This window comes from Halomonas sp. AOP12-B1-6, from assembly GCF_052379225.1.
GTDB classification, from domain to species: domain Bacteria; phylum Pseudomonadota; class Gammaproteobacteria; order Pseudomonadales; family Halomonadaceae; genus Vreelandella; species Vreelandella casei.
In genome coordinates this window covers 14,816-27,135 of the sequence record NZ_JBQSYK010000007.1, presented here as the reverse complement: position 1 = coordinate 27,135, position 12,320 = coordinate 14,816, and the positions used below count along the sequence as shown (strand labels likewise).

11 protein-coding genes are annotated in these 12,320 nt (G+C 50.6%); all 11 read right to left on the bottom strand.

The window, feature by feature from the left end; genetic code table 11:
• Positions 1 to 83: 83 nt before the first annotated feature.
• Entirely contained in the window at positions 84 to 356 is a 273-nt protein-coding gene (locus ACT3TR_RS17085; RefSeq protein WP_096279859.1) for an HU family DNA-binding protein, read from the bottom strand.
• Between the two features lie 211 nt (positions 357 to 567).
• The gene (lon, locus tag ACT3TR_RS17080) at positions 568 to 2,979 is read right to left on the bottom strand and encodes an endopeptidase La (RefSeq protein WP_441685546.1); all 2,412 of its coding nucleotides are present in this window, start codon (positions 2,977 to 2,979) and stop codon (positions 568 to 570) included.
• Positions 2,980 to 3,192: 213 nt separating this feature from the next.
• The gene (gene clpX / locus ACT3TR_RS17075) at positions 3,193 to 4,473 is read right to left on the bottom strand and encodes an ATP-dependent Clp protease ATP-binding subunit ClpX (protein WP_096279855.1); all 1,281 of its coding nucleotides are present in this window, start codon (positions 4,471 to 4,473) and stop codon (positions 3,193 to 3,195) included.
• A 74-nt stretch (positions 4,474 to 4,547) separates the two neighbouring features.
• Complete coding sequence (gene clpP / locus ACT3TR_RS17070; protein WP_096279853.1) at positions 4,548 to 5,165, bottom strand: ATP-dependent Clp endopeptidase proteolytic subunit ClpP; 618 nt, start codon at positions 5,163 to 5,165, stop codon at positions 4,548 to 4,550.
• A gap of 65 nt (positions 5,166 to 5,230) precedes the next feature.
• Positions 5,231 to 6,586 carry a trigger factor gene (tig, locus tag ACT3TR_RS17065; protein ID WP_444625898.1) on the bottom strand — a complete coding sequence of 452 codons (1,356 nt, stop codon included), beginning with the start codon at positions 6,584 to 6,586 and terminating at the stop codon, positions 5,231 to 5,233.
• 257 nt (positions 6,587 to 6,843) lie between these two features.
• A complete protein-coding gene (locus tag ACT3TR_RS17060; protein WP_096279848.1) occupies positions 6,844 to 7,221 on the bottom strand; it encodes a hypothetical protein in 378 nt (125 codons plus the stop codon).
• Between the two features lie 3 nt (positions 7,222 to 7,224).
• Positions 7,225 to 7,689: a flavodoxin gene (locus ACT3TR_RS17055; protein ID WP_441685550.1), complete on the bottom strand. Its 465-nt coding sequence runs from the start codon at positions 7,687 to 7,689 to the stop codon at positions 7,225 to 7,227.
• A 243-nt stretch (positions 7,690 to 7,932) separates the two neighbouring features.
• Positions 7,933 to 8,232: an integration host factor subunit alpha gene (locus ACT3TR_RS17050; protein ID WP_096279844.1), complete on the bottom strand. Its 300-nt coding sequence runs from the start codon at positions 8,230 to 8,232 to the stop codon at positions 7,933 to 7,935.
• Positions 8,233 to 8,319: 87 nt separating this feature from the next.
• On the bottom strand, positions 8,320 to 10,701 hold the full coding sequence (pheT, locus tag ACT3TR_RS17045) for a phenylalanine--tRNA ligase subunit beta (protein WP_441685552.1): 2,382 nt from the start codon (positions 10,699 to 10,701) through the stop codon (positions 8,320 to 8,322).
• A gap of 26 nt (positions 10,702 to 10,727) precedes the next feature.
• Positions 10,728 to 11,747 (bottom strand): phenylalanine--tRNA ligase subunit alpha, encoded by a 1,020-nt coding sequence (gene pheS / locus ACT3TR_RS17040; protein WP_096279839.1) that lies wholly within the window; start codon positions 11,745 to 11,747, stop codon positions 10,728 to 10,730.
• A gap of 159 nt (positions 11,748 to 11,906) precedes the next feature.
• A complete protein-coding gene (gene rplT / locus ACT3TR_RS17035) occupies positions 11,907 to 12,260 on the bottom strand; it encodes a 50S ribosomal protein L20 (RefSeq protein WP_078087679.1) in 354 nt (117 codons plus the stop codon).
• Between the last annotated feature and the right edge of the window lie 60 nt (positions 12,261 to 12,320).

Genomic DNA, 12,320 nt, shown 5'->3' with positions numbered 1-12,320 from the left:
AATCTTAACAAATAGGGGCCAGAAAATAACATGGGCGCATCGCCAGTGCGATGCGCCCATTGGTTACAACAAACGCTGCCAAATTAGTTAACGGCGTCTTTCAGCGCTTTACCTGCTTTGAAGCTGGGTACTTTTGCAGCACTGATCTGGATCGGCTGACCGGTTTGAGGGTTGCGACCAGTTCGAGCGGCACGCTCTTTGATTGCGAAGGTACCAAAACCTACCAGCGATACGCTTTCACCTTTCTTCAGGCTACCGGTGACAGACTCTACCATGGCATCCAATGCACGGGTTGCCGCTGCTTTAGGAATATCGGCAGATGCGGCAATGGCTTCAATCAGCTCGGACTTATTCACTCTTCACCCCTTGACTATTTCAAAAAAAATGGCTCTGAACGGCATGGCACCGATGGGTATCACTATCAAAGCATAGCTGCGTTTTATAGCAATGCCTCTAAAGCTATGTCAAGCAACCCATGTCGAGCAACCATGCCTCGAAATACCCGCCACACAAGACAGCGGGCCAAAATATTAAGTAAAGTTAAAGATCAAAAAGAGCTTTAACCGCTTAATGGGTACTAGCAACGACGTCACTGTTAAACGATGCTTCAGTATTTTTTAACTGCGCACCTTTTTCTACTTTATCAGCTAACGCTACGGCTAAGACATCATCAATCCAACGTACAGGACGAATATCCAGTGCACCTTTGATATTATCTGGTACTTCCTTGAGATCACGGCGGTTTTCTTCAGGAATCAGCACTGTCTTTATACCACCGCGGCGAGCTGCCAGCAATTTCTCCTTCAACCCACCAATGGGCAACACTTCACCGCGCAGATTAACCTCACCGGTCATGGCAACATCACAGCGCACTGCGCGCTGGGTATAAGCGGAAACAATCGCCGTTACCATCGCAATACCGGCACTGGGGCCATCCTTCGGCGTAGCTCCTTCGGGCACGTGGATATGCAGATCCTCTTTCTCAAATCGATCGGGATCAATTCCATAAGCTTCGGCCCTAGCGCGAACCACTGTCTGGGCAGCACTTACCGACTCTTTCATCACATCGCCAAGAGAGCCCGTTTTGTTGATTCGCCCTTTACCGGGCGTAACAACGGACTCAATATTAAGCAGCTCACCACCCACCGATGTCCAAGCCAAGCCTGTAACTCGGCCGATTTGATCTTCTTGCTCAGCCAAGCCGTAGCTATAGCGACGCACGCCAGCATAGTGCTCAATCTGCTCAGCAGTTAAGCTCTGTCCCGCCTGGCTAGCCTGCGGGTCATTTTCGTTTTCAATCCGTTCGCGCAGAACTTTACGCGACACCTTTGCAATTTGTCGTTCGAGTTCGCGCACACCCGCTTCACGGGTGTAATAGCGGATAAGTTCTAACAACGCGCTGTCTTCCAACGTCAGCTCATCGCCTTTCAAACCGTTAGCTTCTAACTGCTTCGGCAACAAATAGCGCTTTGCGATTGCCAGTTTTTCATCTTCGGTGTAACCCGGCAGACGAATAATTTCCATGCGATCGAGCAGCGCACTGGGAATATTCATCGAGTTTGCCGTGCAGATAAACAGTGTCTCAGAAAGATCATAGTCCAGCTCTAGATAATGATCACTAAAGCTGTTGTTCTGCTCAGGATCCAGCACTTCGAGCAGCGCAGAAGCAGGATCACCACGATGATCCATACCTAACTTATCGACTTCGTCTAATAGGAAAAGTGGGTTTTTGACACCAGCACGACTCATACGCTGCATCAATTTACCAGGCAGCGAACCAATATACGTACGCCGATGCCCACGAATTTCTGACTCATCGCGTACGCCGCCCAGTGCCAAACGCACATATTTGCGGTTGGTGGCACGGGCAATCGATTGACCAAGCGAGGTCTTACCCACCCCTGGCGGGCCAACCAAGCATAGTACAGGCCCCTTCATCTTACGCACACGCTTCTGTACAGCGAGATACTCGAGAATCCGCGCTTTGACCTCTTCTAAACCGTAATGATCCTCATCCAACACCTGCTGAGCTTTTACCAGATCATGCTTAACGCGGGTGCGCTTTTTCCATGGCACCGCTACTAACCAGTCTAGATAAGAACGCACAACGGTGGCTTCTGCAGAATTAGAAGCCATCATTTTTAATTTATTAAGCTCTTGAGTGGCTTTGTCAGAGGCGTCTTTGGGCATGCCTGATTCTTTAATCGCCTTCTCGTACTTCTCAGCCTCATTAGGTACATTATCAAGGTCCCCCATCTCTTTCTGGATGGCCTTCATCTGTTCGTTGAGATAGTACTCGCGCTGGGTCTTTTCCATCTGCTCTTTCACTCGAGAGCGGATGCGCTTCTCCACTTGAAGCAGATCAATTTCAGATTCGATCAGAGCCATCAAATGCTCTATACGATCACGCACCCGATCCATCTCCAATAGCTCTTGCTTATCACCAATTTTGAGCGATAAGTGTGCACAGATGGTATCTACCAAGCGGCTTGGATCCTCAATCCCTGACAGCGAATTCAATACTTCATTGGGGACTTTTTTAGATAACTTAACGTACTGTTCGAACTGGTTGAGCAGCACCCTCACCAGCGCTTCTTGCTCACGAGAGGTCAACGGCTCGCTTTCCCGGGGCATCAAATATGCCTGGGTATAGCCAGCCGCGTTTTCTTCAACGTCCAAGACATCCGCGCGAAAACTACCCTCAATAAGTACTTTAACCGTTCCATCTGGCAGCTTAAGCAACTGCATAATGTCAGCCACGGTACCCATGGAATAAAGATCGGCGTTATCTGGATCATCCTGAGAAGCTTCTCGTTGAGCGACCAGCAATACACGCTTATCAGCCTCCATCGCCGCTTCGAGCGCCTGGATAGACTTTTCACGACCTACAAAAAGAGGTATGACCATTTGCGGATAAACAACGACATCACGCAATGGCAAAAGGGGTAGACACTGAGTCTGTTCGGCGTTCTGCTGCATCGCAGACGTTCCTCGGCAAATCGGATGAGTACTTAAGGAGTACTTGGAAAAGTACTGCATAGTCTTAACAACGCTTGCCTAATTAAGCATTCGCATTGAGCAGACTACGTAGTAACACTTCACAACAGCGCTTCATAAAAACAAGGGGCCGCCTAGGCGACCCCTTGGATTAGCGCAAGCGGTTAAGCTGGGCCACGACACTTGACTAACGCATTAGCCATCCGTGCCGTCAACAAGGGCTTCTTCTTGCTGAGAGTAGATCAGCAGAGGTTCACTTTCACCCGCAATGACTGAGCCATCAATGACCACCTTACTGACGCCTTCAAGCGATGGGATTTCATACATAGTGTCCAGCAGTACCGACTCTAAAATAGAGCGTAGTCCGCGTGCACCTGTTTTGCGTTCCATGGCTTTTTCAGCAACCGCACGCAATGCTTCGTCTCTGAACTCAAGCGTTACGCCTTCCATGTCGAACAGCTTAGCGTACTGCTTGATCAACGAGTTTTTCGGCTCGGTAAGGATCTGTACCAATGCATCTTCGGTCAGCTCCATCAGCGTTGCAATAATCGGTAAACGACCTACGAACTCAGGAATCAGACCGAATTTCACCAGATCTTCTGGCTCAACGTCAGCGAGAAGCTCGCCCACGCCACGAGAAGACTCTTTGCTCTTAACCGCAGCATTGAAACCAATACCGCCTTTCTCCGCACGGTCACGAATAACCTTATCGAGGCCTGCAAATGCACCGCCGACGATAAACAGAATATTACTCGTGTTGACCTGGACAAACTCTTGCTGAGGATGCTTGCGGCCACCCTGCGGTGGCACTGACGCAGTAGTCCCTTCAATCAATTTGAGCAGCGCCTGCTGAACGCCTTCACCCGACACATCCCGCGTTATAGAAGGATTGTCAGATTTACGTGAAATCTTGTCGATTTCATCGATATAAACGATGCCGCGCTCGGCTTTTTCGACATCGTAATCGCACTTCTGCAGCAGCTTTTGGATAATGTTTTCAACATCTTCACCGACGTAGCCGGCTTCCGTTAGCGTTGTTGCATCAGCGATAGTAAACGGCACATTCAATAGACGCGCCATGGTTTCTGCCAACAGCGTTTTACCACTACCAGTAGGTCCAATCAGCAGAATATTTGATTTGCCTAGTTCAACATCACCGTCGCGTCCATCTGTTTTCAGGCGTTTGTAGTGGTTATATACCGCTACGGATAGCACCATCTTGGCGCGATCTTGCCCAATGACGTAATCATCCAGAGTATGACGTATTTCGCGGGGCGTAGGTAAACGCTCCTCGTCGCTCTCGGCATCGGCTTCGAGAACTTCCTCGCGAATGATGTCATTACATAAGTCGACACACTCATCGCAGATATAGACGGACGGGCCCGCAATCAGCTTACGTACTTCGTTTTGGTTTTTGCCACAAAACGAGCAGTACAGCAGTTTGCCACCTTCGTCCTTGCCTTTGCCGTCGGCCATTCGTATACCTCTGTCACTGCGGCGGCTAACGCCGCCGAAAAAGCTCGTTAGAAAAGCAGAATCCTATCACGCTATCAGGATGTAGGCCGCTTATCCAGCACTGCATCAATCAAGCCATACTCTTTGGCTCTATTGGCGCTCATGAAATTATCGCGGTCTGTATCACGCGAAACGGTTTCAATATCCTGCCCCGTATGATGAGCAAGAATTTGATTCAGCTTCTCGCGAATACCAAGAATTTCACGGGTATGAATTTCGATGTCAGACGCCTGGCCTTGATAACCACCTAGCGGCTGATGAATCATCACTCGCGAGTTAGGCAAGCAATAACGTTTTCCTGCTGCCCCTGCTGTTAGCAGCAGTGCGCCCATACTGGCCGCCTGGCCAATGCAGACGGTAGACACATCGGGCTTAACAAACTGCATAGTGTCGTAAATCGACATACCTGCAGTGACCGACCCACCCGGTGAATTGATATACAGGTGAATGTCTTTATCCGGATTTTCTGACTCTAGGAACAGCAGTTGCGCGACGACCAAGTTAGCCATGTAATCTTCTACAGGCCCTACCAGGAAAATGACACGCTCTTTCAACAAGCGTGAATAAATGTCGTAGGCTCTTTCCCCTTTGGCGCTCTGCTCAACCACCATGGGCACTAAACCGCCGGCATTTTGAATATCGAACTCACTCATTCAGGTGATTCCTTGCGTCCGGGAAGGGAAAGGCGCACCGAAATGGGTGCGCCACGTTCAAGGTGTTAGGCGCTAGCTTGCTCGCCTTCCTCTTCAGCACCCTCATCTTGCTCTGCCTGCTTTTGCGCAGCGGCAAGGGCTTGCTGATACGACATTTCTACGTCTTTCACGTTCGTTGATTCAAGCAGCTTGGCTACCGCTTTTTCTTCGAGAATGGCAGATTTAACCTGGGTTTTCAGCTGCTCGTTACCCATGTAATAGCTGACAACCTCGTCAGGGTCTTGGTACTGTTCAGCAAGCTCGGCCACTTTCGCTTTGATTGCATCATCATCAGCATCAAGCTCATTAGCCTTAATAACTTCAGCCAGCAACAAGCCAACCTGAACGCGCCCTTTAGCCTGCTCTTCAAACAGCTCATTCGGCAGTTGGCTGACATCAAAGTCTTCGCCCAAACCAAACTGTTGCGCAGCTTGACGCTTCATGCCGTCCGTTTCTTGCTGGACTAAGCCGCTAGGCACAGGGATGTCATTGACATTTTTAAGCGCATCAAGCACTTGCTGCTTAACGCGATTATCAACGGCCTGCGACGCTTCACGGGTCATGTTTTTCTTGATTTCAGCGCGGAATTTTTCCTGGTCGCCGTCTTCAACGCCAAAGCGTTCGATGAACTCAGCGTCAACGTCAGGTAGTTTCTGACTGCTGACCTTATGAACCGTCACTTTAAACGTCGCTTCTTTACCGGCTAAATGCTCTGCCTGGTAATCAGCAGGGAAAGTAACGCTAAGCGTTTTATCTTCGCCGGCTTTAGCACCAATCAGCTGCTCTTCAAAACCGGGAATGAAGCTGTTTGAACCGATAACCAGCGAGTGACCTTCGGCGTTGCCGCCTTCAAACGGCTCATCACCGATAAAGCCTTGGAAATCGATAGTGATTTGATCGCCATCAGCAGCAGCGGCATCAACTTCTTCCCAAGCTGCATTTTGCTTGCGCAGCGTATCGATCATTTCATCAACGTCGGCATCGCTAACTGAAACGACAGGACGCTCAATGTCAGTCCCTTCGATGGAAGCCAGCTCTATCTCCGGATAGATTTCCATTACCGCAACGAACTCTAAATCTTTACCGGCTTCGTTGACGGAAGGCTCAATTTTCGGGAAACCCGCTGGATTTAGGCCTTCATCAGTAATGGCACGCACATAGCGTTCGCGCATCACTTCGTTTACTACTTCATTGCGCGCATCTTGGCCGTAACGCTTATTAACGACAGCCATCGGCACCCGACCCTGGCGAAAGCCGTTCAAACGAACATTCTTCGCGGTGTCTTTCAAGCGAGCACTAACAGCCTCGTCGATTTCGGCCGCCGGCACTTGAATAGTAATACGGCGTTCGATCTGGGAGGTCGTCTCGACAGAAACTTGCATGAATTGTCCTCTAACGGCTTGGCGTTGTGTTGATTGCATGTAATAAGTTCAAGGGGGCAATTTTAAGAACCCCGACGCATGGTCGCAAGCGCCATGCTCGCAACATGGGGGCAGTGATTTTAAAAACAAGGCAATACGTGAGCAATTAAGTGCTTTAGAACGTATTTAAGGCCGTTATTAGCTCCATGTTACGTAATCTGTACCATTCTACTGCTTTGTACCTCTTGCAGCGAATTTTTCAATCTTTACCGACAAAACTATTCTGCCTGGCGCTCTGTCTTCCACCACAGGCTCAGCGTATGCATGAGCACGCCCAGGGTCGCGCCATGGGAAATAAACACCTGCCAACTGATCCAGTCAGTAAATAGCGCATGCCAGCACCCCATGGCGACCATTCCTAATAGCATCATAACAACAAGACGCTTGAGCAATGCAGGCAGTTTTTGGCGTGCAGTGGATGACAGCATTCGCCACTGCACAATAGCCGCCGCAGCCACCAAGGTGAAAGCAGCTACGATCAGAATCTGACGCGTTTCGTGACCACCGGCTAGATAGCGCGGCAGCGCCGCCAGCATCAGCACACATAAACCCAGCGCTACGCTAATACGTTCCGGTGAGGTAGGGGCTCGCTGCATTACTTAATCTACCTTCAACTGCTGAGCAACAATCCACTCTTCAACCCAGGGAATGGCAGCATCATCGGCCATAAATGTTTCCATCGCATCGATGTCTAACCGCTCACCTAACCGAGTAGCACCATGATCTTCTAGCAGCATGTCTAACGCTCTGCCTGCGCCACAAAATGTATCGCCATAGGAGCTATCGCCCAGCGCAATTAAACCGTAGCGCAACGATGAGAGCGATGGGCTTTGATCGCGCAGGTGACGAACAAAAGGAACAAAGTTACCGGGGAAATCGCCACTGCCCGTTGTTGATACACAAAATAGCGCCAAATCAGCGTCACTTTCGGTAATGTCAATCAAGACTGGCTGTTCAGAAATAGTCACCGTGTAACCGGCCTGCTCAAAAAGCGGCTTTACCTGCTCTGCAACATCTAACGCGCCGCCATACATTGTACCCACGAGAATATTCAGCTTCGGCATCGTCACTCCCCTGTTAAAAGTACCCACCATCAAGTCGTCAGATACCCGATGAATTCGCTCAAATATTAACATGGCCAGATAAAATGAAATACGCCCCAGCGCGCTCAGCCAAGACAACGCAGAAAAGCCCTTTCACCACGATATCCAAGCAAAAAAAAGAGCGCTCAAGAAGCGCTCATTTCTGTATTTTAAAAGCGTATATTTAACGAGCAAGGTTTGGCGACAAGCTCAGGTGCAGGAAAATCACTCTGCACCTAAATAGTGCTCTACTTGTTGCTTGAGCTTTTGGCCTGGCCGAAAGGTCACCACGCGCCGGGCAGAAATTGGAATTTCCTCACCGGTCTTAGGGTTCCGTCCAGGACGCTCTCGCTTATCACGCAAATCAAAGTTACCGAAACCCGATAACTTTACCTGCTCATTCTCACGCAGGCAGGCTCGAATCTCTTCAAAAAAAGCTTCGACCATAGCCTTCGCTTCTCGCTTAGACAGGTCTAGCTCTGCATGCAAATGTTCAGCCAGCTCTGCTTTGGTCAACGCACCCATAGGGCTTCTCCTTTTCATTGAGGCAAACACAGCAGCAAACGCATTGCCAAGAACGTGATAAGCGGCGTAGCGTAACCTTAGTTATTATCAGCCGCGCAGCTCAGCATCAAGTTCGACACGCACTTGTGTCACGATTGAATCGACCAACTGATTGATTTCTTCATCGTTTAGCGTGCGCGATGGATGCTGCCAGGTCAAGCCCAACGCAATACTCTTGTATCCATCAGCGACGCCCTTGCCCGAATAAACATCAAATAGTTTGATATTTTGCAAGTAATCACCGGCATTCTGCTTAGTACAGTCAAGCAGTGCCTGAACGGGCGTTGCATCGCTCAGTATAAACGCGAGATCGCGACGCACCTCAGGAAAACGCGATAACGGCTCAAACGCTGCAATCTGACCCTGGCTTAGAACGTCCAGACGCACCTCAAACAACACCGCATCCATCTTTAAGCCCAGCGTTGCACGAACCTGCGGGTGCAGAGTACCAACCCAACCTGCCGGCTTGGCGTTATACAATAGCTGAGCGCTTTGCCCTGGATGAAGTGCAGGATGCTCTGCAGGCTCAAACCGCCAAGCGCCTGACTCACCGCCCAATGCCAGCAAACTTTCCAAATCGCCTTTCAAATCGTAAAAATCAACACGCGCTTTAGCACCGCTCCAGCCCTCTGGTTCCCGCGCACCACAGACCAATGCACCTAGCATCGGCACTTGCGACAATGCATCCAGCTCACCGTTAAATACTAGACCGGTTTCAAAAAGACGCACCCGCGATTGCTGGCGGTTAAGGTTGTATTCCATGGCACGCACTAAACCTGGGAACAAGCTCGCGCGCATTACCGACAAATCAGCCGAGATAGGATTAGCGAGCACAGGAGAAACAGCGTCAGGCAAAATAGCGGCCTGCAGCTCAGGGGCAACAAAACTATAGGTGATCGCCTCTTGGAAGCCCCGAGCAACCATCTGGCGGCGTAACTGTGATGTGGTGAGCGTGGCCTCATCAGCAGAACGCAAAGCTAAGCGTGCCGCAGGACGACGTACCGGCAGATTGTTGTAGCCGTGAATTCGCGCAACTTCTTCAATAAGGTCCTCTTCGATGGCAACATCAAAGCGCCAACTGGGCGCAACCACGTTCCAGTTCCCCTCATCCAGACTGACACTTAGCCCTAAACGCTGCAAAATATCGGTCACGTCATCGCGATCAAGCGACTTGGAAAGCGCCATTTCCAAACGAGCACTGCGCAACACTATCGATCGCTGTTCAGGCATATTGCCAGCACTTTGCACGTCAATCGCCGGCCCGGCCTGACCACCACAGATATCAATAAGCAGCCGGGTTGCCCGCTCAACGGCTAGCGGCGCTAACTGCGGATCGACGCCGCGCTCAAAGCGATGCGACGCATCGGTGTGCATCCCGTAAGAACGCGCTTGGCCAGCAATAGCAAGCGGTGTAAAAAAAGCAGACTCAAGGAAAATAGTATGCGTATTTTCATTAACGCCAGAGTTTTCTCCGCCCATCACACCTGCCATCGCTAACGGACCGGAATGATCAGCAATCACTAGCGTTTCAGACCGCAGCGCCACGTCACTGCCATCAAGCAGCGTTAAACGCTCGCCAGGCTTGGCCATACGCACAACGATGCCGCCTTGCAGGTTATCATGATCAAAAGCGTGCAGCGGCTGCCCCAACTCCAGCATCACGTAGTTAGTGATGTCGACCACGGGATCTATGGAGCGCACGCCGCTACGACGTAAACGCTCGACCATCCAGAGCGGCGTTTCAGCCTGCACGTTGATGCCTTTAATAACGCGACCAATATAGCGCGGACACTGCTCTGGCGCCTCGACACTGATAGCAAAATTATCGTCAATATCGGCAGCCACCGGCGTGATTTCTGGCCCATTAACCGCCAAACGGTTAAGTACACCCACTTCGCGCGCCAACCCCTTAATACTTAAGCAGTCACCTCGGTTGGGCGTCAGATCAACCTCAATAGTCATATCATTGAGGTGCATATACTCTCTAAAATCGGCACCCACGGGCGCTGATGCCGACAGCACCAGGATGCCAGACGACGTATCTTCTTCAAGCCCCAGCTCCGAGGCTGAACAAATCATCCCGCGCGACTCAACGCCACGCAGTTTCGCTTTTTTGATTTTAAAGTCGCCCGGCAGCACACCACCCACCTGAGCAAAGGCAATTTTCTGGTTTACATCAACATTGGCGGCACCACAAACTACCTGAACAGGATCGCCGGAGCCATCGTCAACGGTGCACACATTTAGCTTATCCGCATCAGGGTGTTTCTCTTTACTCAACACCGTTGCCACCACCACGCCACTAAAAGCAGCGGCCACAGCTTCAATAGCGTCGACTTCCAAGCCGGCCATGGTGATTTGATCAGCGATTGTCTGCGTATCAAGCTGCGGCGATACCCACTCACGCAGCCACTGTTCTGAAAATTTCATGGTTTTTCCTGTATTCGGCAGCGGTCTTAAGCGAATTGGCGTAGAAAGCGCAGATCGTTTTCAAAAAACAGGCGTAAGTCATTAACGCCATAGCGCAGCATCGCTAAACGTTCAGCCCCCATTCCGAAGGCAAAGCCGGTGTAGCGCTCAGCATCGATACCTGCGTGACGGAAAACCTCAGGATGCACCATGCCGCATCCCATCACCTCTAACCAGCCGCTATGAGAACACACGCGGCAGCCCGAACCACTACACATCACGCACTGAATATCCACTTCGGCAGAAGGCTCAGTGAATGGAAAGTACGAAGGACGGAAACGTACAGAGAGATCGTCGCGCTCAAAAAATGCTTGCAGAAAATCTTCGATGGTACCTTTTAGATCTGCAAAGCTAACCCCTTCGTCGACCAGCAAACCTTCCACCTGGTGGAACATTGGCGTGTGGGTCAAGTCTGAATCGCTGCGATAAACACGGCCCGGGCAGACGATACGAATGGGTGGCTCGCAATCTTTCATCGTACGGACTTGCACTGGCGAAGTGTGAGTACGCAGTAACCGCGTAGCATCAAAATAAAAGGTGTCGGCCATACCACGAGCAGGATGGTGCGCCGGAATATTAAGGGCTTCAAAATTGTGATAATCATCTTCAATTTCAGGCCCAATCGCCACATCGTAGCCGATGCGTGTAAACAGTCCTTCAATACGCTCAAGCGTTTGAGTAACCGGATGCAAACCGCCCTGGGACTGATTGCGCCCTGGCAACGTGACATCGATGCTCTCCGCAGCCAAACGCGCATTTAACGCAGCACTGTCAAGCTGCTGGCGTTTAGCATCAATTTCGCTGGCAAGCGTTTGCTTAGCCTGGTTAATACGCTCACCCGCAGCAGGTCGCTCTTCTGCTGACAGCTTTCCCAGGCCTTTCAGTAAGGCAGTTACCTCACCTTTTTTACCTAAGTAGCTTACTCGTAACTCGTCTAGTGCAGCGACACTCTGCGCGGCCTGAATGGCGTCGCGAGCCTCAGATACCAGAGTAGGAAGGTGATCCATCCGTTTCACTCCGAATTAAGCGATGTCCATCTCTGAAGATGGCGTAGCACGTTGAAGGTGGCAAAAAAACAGGGGAAGAGCGGCTGCTCTTCCCCTGGATGGGTCACTCTGAAATGACCTCAGGCACGTTACACGGGCAAGTGCCCAGTGCAATTTACCTTATTGGGCAGCCTTGGCTTTTTCCACGATGGCAGCAAATGCAGCCTTTTCGTGTACTGCCAAATCGGCCAATACTTTACGGTCGATTTCGATCCCAGCTTTCTTAAGGCCACCAACAAAGCGGCTATAAGACATACCGTTGATGCGAGCACCGGCGTTAATACGCTGGATCCACAGTGCGCGGAACTGACGCTTACGGTTACGACGGTCACGGTAAGCGTACTGACCAGCTTTGATAACGGCTTGCTTGGCAACGCGGAATACACGCGAACGGGCACCGTAGTAACCTTTAGCAAGTTTCAATACTTTTTTATGGCGACGACGCGCTACTACGCCACGTTTAACTCGAGTCATAACACACTCCTGACTTTAAGGCTGAGGCAAAAAAATTGTGCACTCAGAAAAACGAAAACC

Bases quoted from the DNA above. Each gene is read 5' to 3' on its own strand.
- tig (WP_444625898.1), bottom strand. From the start codon at position 6,586: ATGCAAGTTTCTGTCGAGACGACCTCCCAGATCGAACGCCGTATTACT.
- ACT3TR_RS17060 (WP_096279848.1), bottom strand. From the start codon at position 7,221: ATGCAGCGAGCCCCTACCTCACCGGAACGTATTAGCGTAGCGCTGGGT.
- clpX (WP_096279855.1), bottom strand. From the start codon at position 4,473: ATGGCCGACGGCAAAGGCAAGGACGAAGGTGGCAAACTGCTGTACTGC.
- pheS (WP_096279839.1), bottom strand. From the start codon at position 11,747: ATGGATCACCTTCCTACTCTGGTATCTGAGGCTCGCGACGCCATTCAG.
- clpP (WP_096279853.1), bottom strand. From the start codon at position 5,165: ATGAGTGAGTTCGATATTCAAAATGCCGGCGGTTTAGTGCCCATGGTG.
- ACT3TR_RS17050 (WP_096279844.1), bottom strand. From the start codon at position 8,232: ATGGGTGCGTTGACCAAAGCAGAGCTGGCTGAACATTTGCATGCAGAG.
- lon (WP_441685546.1), bottom strand. From the start codon at position 2,979: ATGCAGCAGAACGCCGAACAGACTCAGTGTCTACCCCTTTTGCCATTG.
- ACT3TR_RS17055 (WP_441685550.1), bottom strand. From the start codon at position 7,689: ATGCCGAAGCTGAATATTCTCGTGGGTACAATGTATGGCGGCGCGTTA.
- pheT (WP_441685552.1), bottom strand. From the start codon at position 10,701: ATGAAATTTTCAGAACAGTGGCTGCGTGAGTGGGTATCGCCGCAGCTT.
- rplT (WP_078087679.1), bottom strand. From the start codon at position 12,260: ATGACTCGAGTTAAACGTGGCGTAGTAGCGCGTCGTCGCCATAAAAAA.